Raw genomic sequence first — 17,533 nt, 5'->3', positions numbered from 1 at the left:
CCTGGACAGGGGCCGGCCGTCTTGTCTTTCCGGGAACGGCAGTTGACCGACAGTGAAGACTTCAGGCGCGGCGGTAGGCGCTGGGCGGTTCGCCGAACGCCAGGCGGAAGGTGCGGCTGAAGTGCGCGGCATCCAGGAACCCCCAACGCGCGGCGATGGCACCAACCGGGCGATCGTCCAGGATGGGATCGCGCAGATCCCGGCGGCAGCGCTCCAGCCTCCGGGTGCGGATCCAGCCCGCCACCGTCGTGTCCGCCTCATGGAAGATGCTGTGCAGCTGGCGGGTAGACATGAAATGAGCGGCGGCGATGCCGGCCGGGGAGAGCTCCGGGTCGCCCAGATTCGCCTCGATGTGCTGGCGCATCTTCTTCAGCATCTCGCCGCGCGACCCGCCGACCGGGTCACGACGCACATTCAGTTCGCTTTCGAACATGGTGGCGATCAGGTCAACCGCGTTGTAGGCGAGCCGGTGGCCGCTGGCGCCCGAGAGGACGTCCAGGTTCTCGGCGAGTTGGACCATGAAGGGGCTGATCATTCGCCCGAGCCCTGCGTCACCGGCCATGCGCACGGCCGTCAGCTGGGCGATGGAGTCAGCAGGCAGGTCGAAGGCGTCGTGGGGGATCATCAGCACGAGGAGTCGGAAGTCCTCCGCGAAGGCCAGGGTATACGGGCGGTGGGTGTCGTACACGGCGATGTCCCCTGGGCGCAGCGTGGCCTCGCGTCCGTCCTGGATCAGGATGCCGTGGCCGGACAACTGCAGATTCAGCTTGAAGTACAGGCGATCCGACTTCGAGATGAGTGCTGGAGTGCGCAGCACTTCGTGGCCGTGGGCGGTGACTTCGACGATCGAGAGGTCATCCAGCACGCGCGAGCGGAGGCGGCCACGGAAGTGCGCCGCATCGGATCGGACCTCGAGGGGGACGAAGGATTGGGAGACCAGGTTGCGCCACTGGGCGAAACTGTCCGCGACGGCCGTTTGTACCGGGTCCAGGGCGCCTCGGGACCCGGTGCGGATGTTCGTCATGGTCACGAGAGGCCTCTTCCGGTAGCGCTTCAGCGCGCATCCCCAGCAATCTAGTCCGGAACGAGGCCGTTGTCACTCTTTTTTCGACACTCGGCGAAGAACCCCGGTCAGTCCCCGGTGGCGAGTACCCGCAGGTAGCCCTCGAGCTGGGTGATCAGCCGGGCCGGAGAATGCTCCGCAGGGGAGAGGACGGCGGTGATCTGCGCGCCCAGCACCACTGTCATCAGATGCCCGACGATGTCGGCATCGGGCGCGGTCGTGTGAATGTCGCCGGCTGCCCTGGCCTCGCGCAGATGCTCGTGCAGCCGACTGCGCCATTGCCGCATGGACTCTTCGTTCAGTGTCGCCTTCGACGGGTCGGTCAGCGCCTTCTGCCAGAAGGGGATGACGATTCGGGCCTCCTGGATCCGGGTGTCGTCGAGCGGGAGGATCTCGTGGCAGAAGGCGCGCAGCGCGGCCAGGCCGGTGTGGCCGGCGGTCGATTTCTCCATGCGCTCGTTGGTCTGGTTGAACACGTGGTCGAAGGCGAAGGTGAGCAGGTCGTCCTTGGTGGGGAAGTAAGGCTTCAGCGCCCCGTTCGCGAAGCCGGCCTCAGCCGCGATGTCACGCATGGTTGCGCCTTCGATGCCGTGGCGGGCGATGATGCGCCAGGTCGCCTCGACGAGGTCGACCCGTCGCTGGTCGTGGTCGACGACTTTCGGCATGCTGTCCCTCGAAAAAATACTGCCCGGAAAAAGAACTTGTCAGCGAGCCTAGTGAAAAGCTATGGTTCTACAACCATAGAAATAAAACCGCTATCGGCTCGCAGTGCTGCGGCTCGAGAACACCGGAAAGGTGTAACCATGACTTCCTCTTCACCGACCGCCACGGCCGCTCCACTGACCGCCACGGCCGCGTATGCCCTGGCCACGGCCGAGGAAATCAGTGCGGTTCGCGGCGTCCTGGTCGGCGCGGACCTGCTCGGGGACAGCGTCCGCATCGCGTACCTCGGCTTGCTCGATCCGCCGCGTGGTGCCGAGGGGGAGCGGCCGGACCGGCGCTTCCGGATCTTCCTGCACGACACTTCCGGTGCCGCCCCGCGCGATGTCGTCGTGTCAGCCACGGCAGGAAAGGTCGAGTCGGTTGTCGTGCTGGACACCGCGGTCAGCGGGGAACTCCCCGTGCTCGAGGAGGAATTCGCCGCCGTGGAGGAGCTCCTGACCCACGATGAGCGCTGGCTCCGGGCCCTCGCCGATCGCGGCCTCGATGTGCAGAAGGTGCGGGTGGCGCCGCTGTCCGCCGGTGTCTTCGAATACCCGGAGGAGAAGGGCCGCCGCATCCTCCGCGGACTCGCCTTCGTTCAGGACTTTCCGGAGGACAGCGCCTGGGCGCACCCGGTGGACGGCCTCGTCGCCTACGTGGACATCGTCAGCAAGACCGTGGACCAGGTCATCGACTACGGCGTCGTGCCGATTCCCGCTGAGCACGGCAACTACACGGATCCGATCCTGACCGGACCGGAGCGCACTTCGATCAAACCGATCAGCATCACGCAGCCCGACGGCCCCAGCTTCACGGTGACCGGCGGCAACCACGTCGAGTGGGAGAAATGGAGTCTGGACATCGGCTTCGACGTGCGAGAAGGCCTCGTGCTGCACAACATCGGTTTCCAGGACGGCGGCCGGCGGCGGTCCATCATCAACCGGGCCTCGATCGCGGAGATGGTGGTGCCATACGGCGACCCGTCGCCGGTGCGGTCCTGGCAGAACTACTTCGACACGGGCGAATACCTGGTCGGCCAGTACGCCAACTCGCTGGAACTGGGCTGCGACTGCCTCGGCGACATCACTTATCTCAGCCCGGTCATCGCGGACGGCTTCGGCAACCCGCGCGAAATCCGCAACGGGATCTGCATGCACGAGGAAGACTGGAGCATCCTGGCCAAGCACAGCGACCTCTGGACCGGCATCGACTACACCCGACGCAATCGCCGACTGGTGATCTCGTTCTTCACCACCGTCGGCAACTACGACTACGGCTTCTACTGGTACCTCTACCTGGACGGCACCATCGAGTTCGAGGCCAAGGCCACGGGCGTCGTCTTCACCAGCGCCTATCCGGGAAAGGGCTACGCGTACGCCTCTGAGCTGGCCCCCGGCCTCGGGGCGCCGTTCCACCAGCACCTGTTCAGCGCCCGGCTGGACATGGCGCTGGACGGCGCCACCAACCGCGTCGAGGAGGAGGAGGTCGTGCGCGTGCCGATGGGCGCCGGCAACGAGCGCGGCAACGCATTCAGTCGCCGCCGCACGCTGCTGGCCACCGAATCCGAGGGGGTCCGAGAGGCAAACATGGCCGCAGGGCGCACCTGGCACGTGTCCAACCCGAACTCGCTGAACCGGCTGGACGAGCCGGTCGCGTACAAGTTGTATCCGCAGGGCCAGCCCACCCTCCTGGCCGATCCGCAGTCGTCGGTGGTGCGGCGGGCCGCGTTCGCCACCAAGGACCTGTGGGTCACCCGCTTTTCGGAGGATGAGCGGTACCCGACGGGGGACTTCGTGAACCAGCACGCCGGCGGGGCCGGGCTGCCGGCCTACATGTCAGCGGACCGGGACATCGATGGACAGGACATCGTGCTCTGGCACACGTTCGGCCTCACGCACTTCCCCCGGGTCGAGGACTGGCCGATCATGCCGGTGGACACCGCGGGCTTCAAGCTGCGACCGGACGGCTTCTTCGATCGGAGCCCCGTGCTCGACGTCCCGGCCAACACGCCCGGCCACGCGCCCGCCGCAGAGGGGCACTGTGCCTGCTAACGAGGACGCGCCCTCGCGGGCGTGTTGATCGGTCCCGAAGTTTGGCAAGCTGGGGGGATGGTTGCCACCCGGATCCCCTCCCCGCCGGATGCCGCGCGCCTCGTGGCCCTCACGAGGATGAAGCGCCTCGCGGCCGGGCTGCTCGGCGTGATGGCCGTCGTCTTCGCCGTCTCCTTCGCCCTGCAGGAGCGCTACCCGGCGCTGGAGTACGTGCGGGCCGCGGCCGAGGGCGGCATGGTCGGCGCGATCGCGGACTGGTTCGCGGTGACCGCGCTGTTCCGCTACCCGCTCGGGCTGCGCATCCCGCACACGAACATCATCGCCCGGCGCAAGGACGAGATCGGCGCGAGCCTGGGCGAATTCGTCGAGACGAACTTCCTCTCCGAAGTCGTCGTGCGCGGCAAACTCGAGTCCCTCGGGGTGTCCCGGCGGCTCGGCGGCTGGCTGGGTCGGCCGCAGAACGCCCGGCGGGTCGCCGACGAACTCGCGGTCGCGGGCACGGGCATGCTCCGGCTGCTCGGCGACGAGGCCGTGAAGGACCTGATCGAGGCCGTGGTGCGCGAGCACCTGCTGCGCCCGGAGTGGGCGCCGAGCCTCGGCCGGGTGGGTTCGCGCCTGGTCGCCGCGGGGCAGCAGGAGGCGGCCGTCGACGCGGTGCTCGAACGCACCGAACACTGGCTGGCCGCTCACCCGGAGGCATTCGGGCATGCCGTGTCCCAGCGGCTGCCGCGCTGGCTGCCCGGTTTCGTCGGCGAGATGGTCGACGACAAGGCCTACCGGGAGGTGCTCGGCTTCGTCGCCGCGGTGCGAGCGCAGCCCGGGCATCCGCTCCGGCAGGCGATCGACCGGTACCTGGCCGAACTGATGAGCGACCTGCAGCACGACCCGGACACCATCGCCCGGGTCGAGTCGCTCAAGGCCGGCCTGTTCGACAACGCCCGGCTGCGTGAGTTCGCCGGCGAGGCCTGGGAGTCGGCCAAGGCGACGCTGGCGGACGCACTGGCCGACCCGTCGAGCGGCCTGCGCGCCGGCATCCAGTCGACCGTGACGGATGTCGGGGAGCGGCTGGCCGAAGACGCCGCCCTCGGCGCCCGGATCGACCGCTGGCTGGCCGACGCGCTCAGCCACCTCGTGCAGAGCTACCGCCACGAGATCGCCGGGGTGATCACCGAAACCGTCGAACGGTGGGATGCCGCCGAGACGTCCGAGAAGATCGAACTGCAGGTGGGCCGGGACCTGCAGTTCATCCGGATCAACGGCACGGTCGTCGGCGCGCTCGCCGGACTGGTGATCTTCGCGGTGGCCCAGGGAATGCTCGCCCTGACCCGCTGACCCGCTGACCCGCTGACCCGCTGACCCGCCGGGCGCTCCGCGGCCAATCTCCTTATGGCCGTAGCGGAGACTCGCGCGCCCGGTGTACCGTTTTTGCTGTCCGGACCTCCTTCGACTCGTGCATGTCGCAGGCTCCGTCGTCGTCATCGTGGGCAGCGCGCCCGGCTTGGAGCATCCGTGCGATCCAGGAAATTCGTCCCCGTCATTGCAGCGGCGCTCCTGCTGGTCGGCCTCCCGCTGGCCGGCGCCCCGGTGCCGGCCGCCGCCGCCGATTCGTTCTCGTTCGCGGTGATCGGCGACGTGCCGTACGGGTCCGCCCAGATTGCGGCATTCCCCCGTCAGATCGACCAGATCAATGCCGACCCTACGGTTCAGCTGGCCAGCCATCTCGGCGACATCAGTAGCCCCCTCAATTGCACCGACTCGTACTACTCGGCGATCAAAACACAGTTCGACCGATTCGTCGACCCCTTCGTCTACACTCCCGGCGACAACGAATGGGCCGATTGCCACCGCGCGACCGTGGGGAAGGCCAACCCCCTGGATCGGTTGAGCGCTGTGCGCAGAACGTTCTTCCCGGCCCCGGGAACAACGCTGGGGATGAACCGGATCGGCGTCAGCGCGCAGTCAGGGTACCCCGAAAACGTGCTCTTCGACGCCGGCGGGATGACCATCGCGGCCGTGCACATCGTCGGCTCCAACAACGACCTCAACACGTGGACGGGCCTGGGCTACTCATCGCCGACGACGACGCAGAAGGCGGAGGTGACCGCCCGGACGAACGCCGGCAACACCCTGATGCGCGACGCCTTCGCGCAGGCCAGGGCCAACGGAAGCCGTGCCGTGGTCCTGATCACGCAGGCCGACATGTTCGCCCCCGGAGCGGACGGCTCGACCTACCGAACCGCCTTCCAACCGCTCGTGAAGACGATCGCAGCCGAGAGCCTGAGCTTCGCCAAACCGGTCTTCCTGGTCAACGGGGACACCCACAGCTGGGCCAGCGACAAGCCCCTGATGTCGTCGACCTGGCGCTCCTACTATGGCGTCGCATCCGCTGTGCCGAACCTGTCCAGGATCACCGTCAAGGGCGGCACCAGCGAGTGGACGAAGTTCACCGTCGTGGCCGATGCGGCGGTGCTGAAGGTCCAGCGCATCCCCTTCGGCGCGGTGACGTCGAACGCGGCGCCCGTCGCGGCGTTCACGAGCAGCGCGAACGCCCTGACCGCGACCGTGAACGGGTCGGGGTCCACGGACGCGGACGGGACGATTGCGTCCTACGCGTGGGACTTCGGTGACGGCCAGGCGGGGACCGGCGTGACGTCGAGCCACACCTATGGCACCGCGGGAACCTACCAGGTCACCCTGACTGTGACGGACAATGCCGGCGCCACGGGCAAGGTCGGCCACGCCGTCACTGTGTCCGAGGCCACGCCGCCGCCACCACCGCCGCCCGCGGGGTCGACATTGGCGCAGGACTCGTTCACCCGAACGGTCAGCAATGGCCTCGGGTCGGCCGAGATCGGTGGGGCCTGGACGACCTCCGGCACGGCGGCCAACTTCGCCGTCGACGGCGGCGCTGCCGCCGTGACGAGCCCGGCCGGGTCGAACCGGTTCGCGTACCTGGACGGCGTGTCCTCCAGCGACACCGAGGTCAGCACAACGGTGTCCTTCACCAGGCCGACGGCCAGCAGCATCTATGCGGGCCTGATCGGGCGGCGCGTGGGCGCGGGCACCTACGGAGCGCGCGTCGTCGTGGATGCGAACGGATCGGTGAAGCTGCAGCTGCAGCGCAGCACGAACACGGTGCTGCTCAGCACGACCGTCCCCGGCCTGACCTACCTCTCAGGCGACCGCCTCCAGCTTCGCGTGCAGGTGACGGGACTCTCGCCGACGACGATCCGGGCCACGGTGTGGAAGGTCGGCACGACCGAGCCGGTCGCCTGGCAGCTCACCGCCACCGACTCCGCCGCCGCGCTCCAGTCGGCGGGAGGCATCGGCCTGTACAACTACCTGAGTGGCAGTGCCAGCCCCAGCACCCTCGTCGTCTCCTTCGACGACCTCCGGGCCGGGCCCACCGGGTAGCACCGGGGCACGGGTCCCGGGAGCTCAGGCCCCGGGAGCTCAGGCCCCCAGGCGCATCCGGGCGATCGCCTCGTCCCGCATGTCGATCTTGCGGATCTTGCCGGAGACCGTCATCGGGAAGCTCTCCCGGACGTCCGTGAACCTGGGCACCTTGAAGTGGGCGAGTCGGCCGCGGCAGAAATCGGCGAGGTCGTCGGCCGAGATCATCTCGGCGCCGGGCTTGAGGATGATGCAGGCCATCAGCTCCTCCCCGTACTTCTCGTCGGGGACGCCGATGACCTGCACGTCCTGGATGGAGGGGTGCAGGTAGAGGAACTCCTCGATCTCGCGCGGGTAGATGTTCTCCCCGCCACGGATGACCATGTCCTTGATCCGGCCCTCGACGCTGATGTACCCGGCCTCGTCCATGACGGCGAGGTCGCCGGTGTGGATCCAGCCGTCGCCGTCGATCGCCTCGGCGGTCTTCTCCGGCTCGTTCCAGTACCCGGAGATGACGCTGTAGCCGCGCGTGCACAGTTCGCCGATGACGCCGCGCTCCACCGTCAGGCCGGTGTCCGGGTCGACGATCTTGTTCTCCAGGTGCGGCATGGTCCGGCCGACCGTCGACGTGCGGCGGTCGATGCCGTCATCGCTGCGGGTCATCGTCGAGACGGGCGCGGTCTCCGTCATGCCGTAACAGATGGCCACATCCTTCATGTGCATCTCGCCGATGACGCGCTTCATCACCTCGACCGGGCAGGTCGACCCGGCCATCACCCCGGTACGCAGGGTGGAGAGGTCGTAGTCGGCGAAGTCGGCCAGCGCCAGCTCGGCGACGAACATGGTCGGGACGCCGTAGAGCGAGGTGCCCCGATGGTCCTGCACGGCCTGCAACACCGCGGCCGGGCTGAAGCTGCGGCCGGGGAGGATGGCCGCGGCGCCGTGCGAGTAGATATTGAGGTTGCCGATGACCATGCCGAAGCAGTGGTAGAACGGCACGGCCAGCACGACCCGGTCCTGCTCGGTGTAATCGAGCAGCTCGCCGATGAAGAATCCGTTATTGAGGATGTTGCGGTGCGTGAGCGTGGCGCCCTTGGGGAAGCCCGTGGTGCCCGAGGTGTACTGCAGGTTGATCGGGTCGGTCGCTTCGAGTCCGGCCAGGCGCGCGGCCAGCTCCGCCGGGGCGACGTCGGCCGACCCGGCCGCCACCTCGGCGTAGCTGAACTCGCCCGGACGCCGTGCGTGGCCGTCGGGCTCGATGAAGACGAGCTCGGCCAGGTCCTCGCAGTCCTGGTGCGCGGTGCGCGCCATCGCGGCGTAGTCGCTGTTCTTGTCCGACGGGGCGGTGATGAGCATGCGCATCCCGCACTGCCTGACGACGTATTCCAATTCGCCGTAGCGGAACGCCGGGTTCACGTTCACGAGGATCGCTCCGACCTTCGCGGTGGCGTACTGCACGATCGTCCACTCGGCGCAGTTGGGCGACCAGATGCCGATCCGGTCGCCGCGCCGGACCCCGAGGGAGAGCAGGCCGCGGGCCAGCGCATCCACCTCGGCGTTCAGGGCGGTGTAGGTCCATTTTCGGCCCGTGGCGGCCTCGATGAGGGCGTCACGATCGCCGAACAGCGCCACATTCCGTTCGAAATCCACACCGATGGTGCATTCGAGAAGCGGCTGGTCTGACGGTGCGTCGGTGTACGAGAGCATGCAGGATCTCCTTTGATCGCCGGGCCAGCCTCAGCGAAGAGAGTGACAACTGCTACCGAGCAACGTACCAATGGCGGCCCCAGGCGCACGAATCGCCGCGGTGCTGCCGGGTACAACTAGTCGTTGACACAGTGACCGGATGCGACCGGTGAGCTAAGCGATGCCGCCCGGGCCGCGACCGGCGCGAGTTCCTCCATCGCCAGCGCGTAGCCGACGTTGGGCGTGTCCTCGGCCTTGGCGAAGATGACGCCGGCCACCTCTCCGCCGAGGCTGAGCAGCGGCCCGCCCGACTCGCCCTGCTGCACGTCGGAGGCGAGCGTGTAGACCTGCCGCGGCGACGGGTTCTGGCCGTAGATGTCGGCCACGCCGACCGCGGCGACGGAGATCACCTCGGCCGGATCGGAGTCGAAGGGGCCGCCGAGGGGGTAGCCGTCGGTGACTGCCTCGGTTCCCGGCGCGAGGTTCCCGGTCAGTTCGAGCGGGGCGGCGGTGAGGCCGTTGACCGCGATCACGGCGAGGTCGTCGACCGGGTCGAAGTAGACCACCCGGCCCGGCAGGGCGCCGCCGCCCGGCACCTCGACGACGGGTTCGCTCACGCCGGCGACGACGTGCGCGTTCGTGACGACGCGGCCGGCGGCCACGACGAAGCCGCTGCCCGACTGGTTCTGCCCGCACGCATAGGCGTTGCCGGTGATCTTCAGCACCGACCGCGCCGCGGTGACAAGGGCGGGGCTGCCGGTATCGACAGTGGGGATGTCCGGGCTGGGACCGGTGAAGGCCTCGACGATGCGGGGCAGCCCATCTTCCACTGCGCTCGAGCGAAGCTGGGCGAGGAAGCGCTCCACCGGGTCGGGGGTCAGCTCGTTGATCGTCCGGACCGTTCCGGACGAGGCGATCGCCGGCGACAGGAACGGCACCCCGAGGGCGCCGATGCTGAACGCCAGCATGGAGACCACCAGGGCGGTCGCGACCAGGGCGACGCCCGCGCCGAGCACCCGGTCGACCACGCGGAGTCTCGTGCGGTGCGCGCGGCGACGGATGGCGTGGCCGATCGACTCCCCGACCGTGAAGCCGCCGAGCACGAGCACCAGTGCGGCCCCCAGGGTCACCGGCGTGCGCCATTCCGGTGCCTGAATCCAGGGCCCGATCAGCGGAACGAGGAAGAACGCGACGGTGCCGCCGGCGATGATCCCGGCGATGCCGCTCAGGCTGCGGACCAGGCCGCTGCGATAGCCGTTGACCAGCGAGGCGACGAGCACGAGCACGAGCAGCACGTCCAGGAGGATCGGGTCCTGCATTCGGCATCCTTCCGTATCGCTCGTAGTGTTCGCGGGCCGGGATCAGGATAACCGAGGGAACTGTGAGCGAAGGTTGCCCCGGCCCCGGAAAGCCGGAGCCGCCGTCACGCCCGGGGCACTGCCTGCCGCCGTGGCCGTGGCAGCCGCCTGCACGCTGCCTGATTCGACGCCGGAGGCGCACGAGAGGCGCGAGGGTGGGCCCCGTCGGGCTCGAACCGACGACCCAAGGATTAGAGTTAGGCGGTTTTCGGGGGTTATCGCAAGTTGTCCGATGCCCGCGCTTCCCTTTAGTGCGTTGACTGGGCGCTCGCGGGGATTAGCTCGCGTTTACTGTGAATGTTCGGGATAGATTCGGGGTTGTGGCATCGGTCGCGTGCGGCGTCGGGGGAGTGCCAACCAACTCTCGCACGCCCTCGGGCTCCCAACGTCTTAGACGGGCGCACAGGGCCGCGCATGGTCGATACCGAGGGTTCTACTAGTGCGCGTCGATGGGACCGTGCCAGACTCCCCGCATGGACGACCTCGACACCCCCAACTGTCCCGACTGCGTGGTGCGCATGGAGCCCGTCGAGCGATGGGGTGCAACGTTCTGGAAGTGCTGGGAATGCGGGTTAGTGAAGCTGTAGCCGTCGAGGTTTCCTAGCTGTATTCCGTGATCGTGCGCGCCGCGATCATGAAGAAGAAAACGAACGCGGGCATAAGCCCCAAGAATCCACCCCAAAGCGCCCGTGAATGTCCGAGTCCGTTGAGGCGCTTGGCCTTGGCGTCGCCTATGAAGCCGAAAATAACGGCGATCAATCCCGGCAGGATCGCCAACGGAAGCAGCGCAACAGATAGCGCCAGAGGTGCTGTGACCAAGCCGAGCACTAGGGACGCGGTTGCCAGGCCGTTCGTTGACGGTGTCGCCACCACTTGCGGGGCAGCGTTGGAATGCTCGGTCCACTCGCGCCCGTTCCACCAACGCGACAGAGGGCGCCCGCTCGGATCGTTGTACCAACCTGCCGGCGGCTGATCTGTGGACTGTTCACTCATGGGGCTCCCCTCGGTGCAACACTCTCACCGGTCGATCATCTGGCATATCCGGACTCTAGGGCAATGGAAGCGCCCCGGTCCTCGATACGGGCAAATTGCTGCCCATCTTCTTATAGATCCAGCGATGCGGACAACCGCGGCGTTTTCCAAAAATCCCCCTCCGAGGGATACCGGGGGGTCGCGCGCGCGAGGCGAGGCCGGCACAGGTTCCGAATATTTACCGGGGAGAGAGGGAACGGACCGGAGCGCGGTGTCCCGTTCCGTCGATCCAAAAGAAAATGTGCCGAAGTGCTGCCAGGGTCGCGCGCGATGGGGTGGGGGGTCACTCGCTAATTTTTTGGACCACTGAGCGGTAGACCGCTATGCCGAACACCAAAGAAAATTCCCCCGATCAAGCGCTATTTCCGCTTGTCGGGGGCTGCTGTCGTGCTGTGGAGCTGTTGAACTAGAGAGTGCCAGGAGGTATCTGCTTTGATACCTGCTGGCACTCATTCCGCTGGTGGACGTGTCTGAATCCACCATACATTCCAGGCTCCCTTAGCCCGTATGCGTGTCTCGCGGTACGGGTGCTGGGTGGTGAGCTTAACGGAAGCTTTGGGGGTTGAGCGCCGCCCGCCTGGGAGGGTGGCGAGCGGCGCTCAGGTTGGTGCTAGTTAGGTGGCGCTGTGGGCGAAGTACTTGATTGCCCCGGTGGTGTCGACCATGCTGCCGTCGAGTCGAGCGAGGCAACGGAAGGTCACCAGGTCGTTGGCGAATGCGTATTCGTTGGACCGTTCGAAGCGGAGCCCGTTGACCTGTCGCACCCAGTAGCGGCTGATGTCACCGAATGCGACTGACTTCGCTCCTGCTGCCATTGCTGGCATGGTCGGGTCGGTGTAGACCGGGCGACCGAGCAGGGTTCCCGCGGAGCCTGAGCCGGGGATGATGTCCGTTGAGAACACGTAGCGGCCGGTGCTGTCGCGGAGCTTGCGGATCGCGTTGAGCGTTGCGCTGCGCATGAGCCAGGCGGCGGACGAGCTGCGGGCGTACGGTTCGGATACCGATGCGGCGAGGTCGAGCAGCAGGTCGCCACCCTGCCCTGCCGTGGTCTGCGTACCGAACGAGGTTGCGGTGCCGGTCGGGCCTGTAACGCCGAGTACGGCGTCGGTGAGGATGCCGCGGGGCTGTCCGGAGCCAGTTCCGGTGATCGCGTGGGCGCCGAATGCGTTACCGATCGCGACGCCGGCCTGTTCTGCGAGGAAGCCGAGCAGGTCGAATTTCGCGTCTTCGGCAAGCTCGTAGCTGACCTGAACGAGGAAGCCGTACTTGTACGCTCCGAGGCTGACCGATCCGAGGGTCGGGTCGCTTGTGCCAATGAGCGAGCCTTCGGTGACGATTGCGGCTGCGCTGAGTGCGGTGGACTTGGGAACCTTGAGGGGTTCGCCGCTGTCGGACTGCAGGACCGTTGCGCCGGCTGCGAGGATGGAGCTGGATTCCACGAGGTGACGGGTGAGCTTGTTGAAGAAGGTAGTTCCGACGAGTCCGCTGCCGGAGGTCGTGGCGAGGGCGCGCTGTTCGATGCCGGGCTGGTAGCCGGAGCGCAGCTCGTGGCTGGGTACGTGTACTTCGATCGGCTCGAATGAGCGGGTGCGGATCGAGTTACGGAAGCGCTCGTTGAGGTCGCGGTCTGCGCCGGATCCGAACGCGGGGCGCTGGCTGGACTGCTCGCCGTACTGGCGCAGGAGTGCTACAGCCTGAGCGCCTGCTGCTTCGTCGGCGTCGATGCGCTCGATCTGACCGTTGAGGGAGCGGATGTCTTCGGCGATCTGCTTGTAGTCCTTGTCTTCGGCGTGGTTGAGGTTGCGCTTTTCCTTCTGGGCCGTGTTCAGCAGTCGCTCTGCGGCTTTGACTGCGGTTGCCTTCTTTTCGAGAAGTTCTGTCTTGTAGTTGCTCATCTTGTTTCCCTTGGTAGTCATTTGCGCCCGGCACGAAAGTGGCTGAGTGCTTCTCTGCTGATCCGGTATCGTCCGGCTACGTTTTCGGCTTGTAGTCGTCCCGTTGCTATCGCGGTGCGGACACCTCGATCGGTTATCCCGAGCCGGGCTGCGACATCGTTGGTTGACAGCCATTCTGAGTTTGGAGCCAGTTCCGGTTTCGGTGCGGAGCTAGTTCCGGTGGCGGATTTAGCCCATGCCAGTCCCGCTACGTGGAAGGCGACGAGCAGCGCGTCTACTTCCGCATCGATGCCGACGTTGGTGCGCCGGAAGGTGTCGAGTCCGGCGTACCTGTTGAGGTAGGCGCACACCCTGGCGGGGATGACGATGACGCCACCCCCGGCATGGATGTAGTGCTCCGCGGGGCGGGCGTTAGCCATGATCGGTAATCGTGTACGTGAGGCGGTCGAATTCCAGAGCGAGCCAACCGGCTTGTACTTGGTCGCAGAGTTCCGGCTGTTCTGCGATTATGTCCAGCAGGACGCAGGAGAAGTCGAGCAGCTCGAACAGGGTTGTCTTGACCGCGGCCGACTGCTCATCTGGGGGAAGATCGCCTAGCAGTAGACCGATGATTGCCATGCGGTAGCTGGCGCTCGTTGGGGAGTCGAGCAGGATCTTCGTCAGGGGCATGCTCATCGGGTGACCTCGACTGCCTGCTCAACGTCGAAGTCCACGCCTGAGCGGGCTGCCTTCACGAGCCAACTGAACGAGCGCCCGGCCTCCCCGTATGCGGTGAACGTGCCGCCGCTGGGCAGGTCAGCTCCCACCGGGTACGGCTTGCCGATTGGTGTGATTAGAACTGTGCGCCCCTCGGTTTTCGTGAGTGCTTCGAAGTAGTCGGGCAGCATGACAACGCATTCGCCGTTGGGGTCAAACGTGCCTACTGCCGTGTACTCGACGCCGTGCACGGGGGACTCGGTTACGCCGTGCACGAGCCAGGTGTCTTCCTTGATCGGGTGCGGGATCTTGAAGCTCTTGGTGGTGGCGCTGAACGAGCCGCTGACGACGGTTGTGCCAGTCAGGGTGATCTGTGTGCCACTGATTGCAACAGATTTGGTGCCATATGCCATTGACACCACGCCCGACGATGCCGCCACACGTCCGCCGGTCGTGCCCGACTTCATGAGCAGGCCGTCCGTGGACGATATGAGTGCGTTGCCGGCTGAGAACTCGAGGCCGGGCAGCCCAAGCGACGTGACACCCAACGTCGCCGGGGTTGCGCCTGCGACGGTTATGCTGCCGGAGCCGTTGACTGTTACATCGCCCGTGATCGTCGTTGGACCGCGAAGGCTCGTGGCTCCGTCAACGAGCAGCGGCCCGTCAACATTGAGGGTGCCGGTTACAGTCTCGGTGCCCGAAACATTCAGCGTCCCCGTGACTGTCTCTGTCCCCGTGACAGAGAGAGTGCCCGACACCCTGGCGCTGCCGTCAACGATCAGCCCCTCGGGGCTCTTGATTGTCAGAGCGCCACGGCTGATTGATGCATTAGCGAGCGGCGTTGCCATCTCAAGCGCGCGAATCCGGCGCGTGATTGCGGCGAGCTCGCCGCTGTTCAGGTTGTCTATTCTTGCCATGATCTAGTGCTCCTGGTTCGTTGGTTTGGTGGATGCTGCTGGGGTGGCGCGCGTCATCAGGCGACCCTCTCGCCTGCGTTACGGGCAGCGATCCTGTCCGCGATTGCCTCGGCGCGACAGATCCCGCAAGAGCCGTCCTGCTTCGGTTCAGCGGCCGGGTGGAACGCGCAGCGAGTCGAGCCGATGATGCTCAAAGGCGACACATTTCCCCCAAAGGTGCCAAAGGTGCCAGGCTCACGAACCCTTGTCGCCTTTGTCGCCTTTGTGTCGCCTTTGGCAAGATCGAGGGTCCAGACCCAAGCGCCCTGGAATCCGGACTTCGCCTTTTCTGCGACTCGCTGACTTGCCCGCTGCACGGTTCGCCACTCGAGGCCGTCTACCTGTGACCCCTTCTTGATATCCCGTGCGGCCGCGCTTCCCCCCTGGTCCTCGAGGTAGCTAATGAGCCACCGTTCGGCCTCGGAGCGGTCAGACTCCATCCCGTTGTCATCGGCACTGCGGTTCACGATGTCGTTTACGCTGACATCCGTTTCTCCCAAGTACTCGACCCGGGCAACCTCCGTCGTGTCTCCGTCATCAGTGGGAACGATTACGCTCTCGAGGTTGAACGCGAACGACTGGCCCTTCGCGTCGGAATAGCTGGACTTGTCGAGGGTGACAATGCGCCGCCCCGTCTCTTCGTCGGTGGCAAACAACATGACCGAGCGGGAAGCGTCCCGGAATGCATGGGAGCCGCTGAGCTTGTCACTCACGTTGCCGGTGCCCTTGTTGAAGTGCATGATCGCGATGACTGCGGAGCGTGTTTCCTGGGCAAGCTCCATGAGCGGGTTGAGCGCCCGCCGAACGTCTGCGACTTTGTGGAGATCCCCGTCGATGGTGGAGGTGATTGGGTCAACGATGATGAGTCCCGCGTTTGTCTCTTCAATCGCTTTACGGATCAGATCAATGTCGAGCGGGAAGGCCGGCACGGTCTCGCGGGTCACCTGGTCCACTACGGTTTGGATGCCCAGCTTGTAGACGCTGTCCAGGTCGGCCCCTGCAGCCACGAGACGGGGCTTCATGACCGTCCCCCAGTCGTCTTCATGACCGACGATGAGAACCGCTCGAGGCTCCCCGTGAAGGTCGCCCGTCAGCACACCCGCTTGCATCTGACTCCCCAGGTGTAGGGCGAACGATGACTTTCCTTCTCCTCCCCGGCCGGCAAAGATCGTGACCGTGCCAAGCGGGAGGTAGGGGTCCCAAGCGAACTTCTGTTTGGCTGATCTGATCTGACTTGCCGGGGTGAGCGTGAGCTGTCGTGCTTCGGCCATTACGCGGCCTCCTTGTCGGTATGAAGTTGTGATGTTTCGGAGTTCAGGAATTGCTGCCAGTACTCTTCGGCGGCGATGTCGAGCTGGTCGCGTCGAACCTCTGCGAGCTGCGCGCCGGGGTTCAGCCAGCGTGCATAGAATCGGTCGGCCGCTGAGTTCGCCTGGTCGATCTCGCCCTGTCGGGATGCTGCCCCCGCTGCGAACGCAAACGCAAATACCTGCGCGAGCGACGGGGGCAGCTGCCAGAGTTCAACGCGGCCTAAGAGCAGATCCTCAGAGAGCTTCGTGAGGTAGTGCTCTGCCGGCTCCGAGAGCGTTATGCGCTCCGGGTACTCTGCCGCCATGCTTACGCTGCCGTGATGATGTAGCTGGCTCGGTCGCTGAAGCTGCGGTCATTGTCCCCGTTCACGAGGATCTGCATGAGCAGTTCGTCGGGCTGCACGGTGCGGCCGCTTGGCCCGGTGACGGTCGCCATCAGAGCGCCTGCCCGGCCGTGGTGGGGACCCTCTGGGGAAGGTCACGGAACCATGCGGCCCCGGCAGACACGCCGAGGTGGTCGCCGATGCGCATGATGTCGCTAAGTTTGAAGTCTGACTGGCCGAGGAGCTGCCGGCGGAGCGTGGATACGGGCATTCCCGTTGCCGTGGCGAGGGCGGAGACTGTCAGCCCCGCGGCTTCTCTCGCTGCGTTCACCCTGCGGACGAGAATGGCGCGGCTGCTGGCGTGGTCGATGGTGGTTGCTGGTACGATTGAGGTGGAGCTGAACATTAGATGATCCTTACTTGCTGGTAGCGGTTCGGTTTATTGCGGTTCGGTTTAGGTCAGTCGGAGAGGTGCAACTCTCTGAGTGGCCTTTTTCTTTGAGTCGGGCTCGAAGGTTCGCGCCTGCTCGTGTTGCGGTGAATGTGTAGAGGCGGAGTGCCGGCCTCAGGGCTTCGGCGTCGATCCAGATTGTGAAGCCGTGCGCGTCGGTGATTGCGTATTGCCCCGGTTCGAGATTCCGGACAGCCTGATTCCCGGTGGGGTCCCGGTAGGTCAGGGAGTTGGAATCAAGCGAGCGGTCAGCTTGATGGGAGCGCATGAGTCGCGCGCCGGCTGCTAGGCGGCATCCTTGGCGATCTGGGCATCAATCCACAGGTCCACGGCTTCCTGTGCCCAGCGCACGCGGCCGCCGATCTTGAAGCCCTTCGGCATGTCCGTTCCGTCTGATCGCCAGCGGTAAATAGTCGCAACGCTCATGCCGAGCTGCGCGGCCAGGTCGTTGACATCGAGGTTGCGGCGCTGCCGGCCAGTTACGGCGGGGTCCAGGCTGGTTATCGTCATGGTCTTCTCATATGCGTTTTTCTCACCTTTAGCCGGATGACTAATCGCTTATCTCATACGCTAGCGGAAGTTTCTGCACTATGCAAGTTTCTCCCGAAAATTGTTGG

General features: G+C 65.9%; 17 protein-coding genes. 3 read left to right on the top strand and 14 right to left on the bottom strand.

The features are described from left to right. Positions 1-61 precede the first annotated feature (61 nt). Together E3T54_RS03565 and E3T54_RS03560 are read right to left on the bottom strand one after the other, a co-directional pair. On the bottom strand, positions 62-1,024 hold the full coding sequence (locus E3T54_RS03565) for a helix-turn-helix domain-containing protein (protein ID WP_134474631.1): 963 nt from the start codon (positions 1,022-1,024) through the stop codon (positions 62-64). 107 nt (positions 1,025-1,131) lie between these two features. Then, positions 1,132-1,728, bottom strand: coding sequence for a TetR/AcrR family transcriptional regulator (locus E3T54_RS03560; protein WP_134474600.1), 597 nt, complete (start codon positions 1,726-1,728; stop codon positions 1,132-1,134). 138 nt (positions 1,729-1,866) lie between these two features. Between E3T54_RS03560 and E3T54_RS03555 the strand changes: the two genes are divergently transcribed. From E3T54_RS03555 to E3T54_RS03545, 3 genes are all read left to right on the top strand, one after another. Further along, positions 1,867-3,816 (top strand): primary-amine oxidase, encoded by a 1,950-nt coding sequence (locus E3T54_RS03555; RefSeq protein ID WP_134474599.1) that lies wholly within the window; start codon positions 1,867-1,869, stop codon positions 3,814-3,816. A 57-nt stretch (positions 3,817-3,873) separates the two neighbouring features. Continuing rightward, the gene (locus tag E3T54_RS03550) at positions 3,874-5,148 is read left to right on the top strand and encodes a DUF445 domain-containing protein (RefSeq protein WP_134474598.1); all 1,275 of its coding nucleotides are present in this window, start codon (positions 3,874-3,876) and stop codon (positions 5,146-5,148) included. 177 nt (positions 5,149-5,325) lie between these two features. Then, positions 5,326-7,230 (top strand): PKD domain-containing protein, encoded by a 1,905-nt coding sequence (locus E3T54_RS03545; protein WP_134474597.1) that lies wholly within the window; start codon positions 5,326-5,328, stop codon positions 7,228-7,230. Positions 7,231-7,269: 39 nt separating this feature from the next. Here the strand turns inward: E3T54_RS03545 and E3T54_RS03540 are convergent, their stop codons facing one another. From E3T54_RS03540 to E3T54_RS03490, 12 genes are all read right to left on the bottom strand, one after another. After that, positions 7,270-8,916 carry an AMP-binding protein gene (locus E3T54_RS03540; protein ID WP_134474596.1) on the bottom strand — a complete coding sequence of 549 codons (1,647 nt, stop codon included), beginning with the start codon at positions 8,914-8,916 and terminating at the stop codon, positions 7,270-7,272. A gap of 116 nt (positions 8,917-9,032) precedes the next feature. Beyond that, complete coding sequence (locus tag E3T54_RS03535) at positions 9,033-10,214, bottom strand: MarP family serine protease (protein ID WP_134474595.1); 1,182 nt, start codon at positions 10,212-10,214, stop codon at positions 9,033-9,035. A 639-nt stretch (positions 10,215-10,853) separates the two neighbouring features. After that, complete coding sequence (locus E3T54_RS03530) at positions 10,854-11,246, bottom strand: DUF2510 domain-containing protein (protein ID WP_134474594.1); 393 nt, start codon at positions 11,244-11,246, stop codon at positions 10,854-10,856. 653 nt (positions 11,247-11,899) lie between these two features. Beyond that, on the bottom strand, positions 11,900-13,180 hold the full coding sequence (locus tag E3T54_RS03525) for a phage major capsid protein (protein ID WP_166804813.1): 1,281 nt from the start codon (positions 13,178-13,180) through the stop codon (positions 11,900-11,902). Between the two features lie 17 nt (positions 13,181-13,197). Next, positions 13,198-13,599 (bottom strand): helix-turn-helix domain-containing protein, encoded by a 402-nt coding sequence (locus E3T54_RS03520; protein ID WP_134474592.1) that lies wholly within the window; start codon positions 13,597-13,599, stop codon positions 13,198-13,200. Continuing rightward, the gene (locus E3T54_RS03515; protein WP_134474591.1) at positions 13,592-13,855 is read right to left on the bottom strand and encodes a hypothetical protein; all 264 of its coding nucleotides are present in this window, start codon (positions 13,853-13,855) and stop codon (positions 13,592-13,594) included. Before E3T54_RS03515 ends, E3T54_RS03520 begins: the two co-directional genes overlap by 8 nt. Beyond that, positions 13,852-14,793, bottom strand: coding sequence for a hypothetical protein (locus E3T54_RS03510; protein ID WP_134474590.1), 942 nt, complete (start codon positions 14,791-14,793; stop codon positions 13,852-13,854). The genes E3T54_RS03515 and E3T54_RS03510 overlap by 4 nt, the downstream gene beginning before the upstream one ends. A gap of 56 nt (positions 14,794-14,849) precedes the next feature. Beyond that, positions 14,850-16,103 carry an AAA family ATPase gene (locus E3T54_RS03505; RefSeq protein WP_134474589.1) on the bottom strand — a complete coding sequence of 418 codons (1,254 nt, stop codon included), beginning with the start codon at positions 16,101-16,103 and terminating at the stop codon, positions 14,850-14,852. Beyond that, a complete protein-coding gene (locus E3T54_RS03500) occupies positions 16,103-16,447 on the bottom strand; it encodes a hypothetical protein (RefSeq protein WP_134474588.1) in 345 nt (114 codons plus the stop codon). Before E3T54_RS03500 ends, E3T54_RS03505 begins: the two co-directional genes overlap by 1 nt. A 2-nt stretch (positions 16,448-16,449) precedes the next feature. Next, positions 16,450-16,578 carry a hypothetical protein gene (locus E3T54_RS17535; protein ID WP_255452815.1) on the bottom strand — a complete coding sequence of 43 codons (129 nt, stop codon included), beginning with the start codon at positions 16,576-16,578 and terminating at the stop codon, positions 16,450-16,452. Beyond that, entirely contained in the window at positions 16,578-16,871 is a 294-nt protein-coding gene (locus E3T54_RS03495) for a helix-turn-helix transcriptional regulator (RefSeq protein WP_134474587.1), read from the bottom strand. Before E3T54_RS03495 ends, E3T54_RS17535 begins: the two co-directional genes overlap by 1 nt. Before the next feature lie 330 nt (positions 16,872-17,201). After that, on the bottom strand, positions 17,202-17,426 hold the full coding sequence (locus tag E3T54_RS03490; protein WP_134474586.1) for an AlpA family transcriptional regulator: 225 nt from the start codon (positions 17,424-17,426) through the stop codon (positions 17,202-17,204). Between the last annotated feature and the right edge of the window lie 107 nt (positions 17,427-17,533).

The organism is Cryobacterium sp. Sr8, from assembly GCF_004403225.1.
Taxonomy (GTDB): domain Bacteria; phylum Actinomycetota; class Actinomycetes; order Actinomycetales; family Microbacteriaceae; genus Cryobacterium; species Cryobacterium psychrotolerans.
The sequence above is the reverse complement of the archived record's forward strand: the minus strand, read 5'-3'. Positions and strand labels throughout refer to the sequence as shown.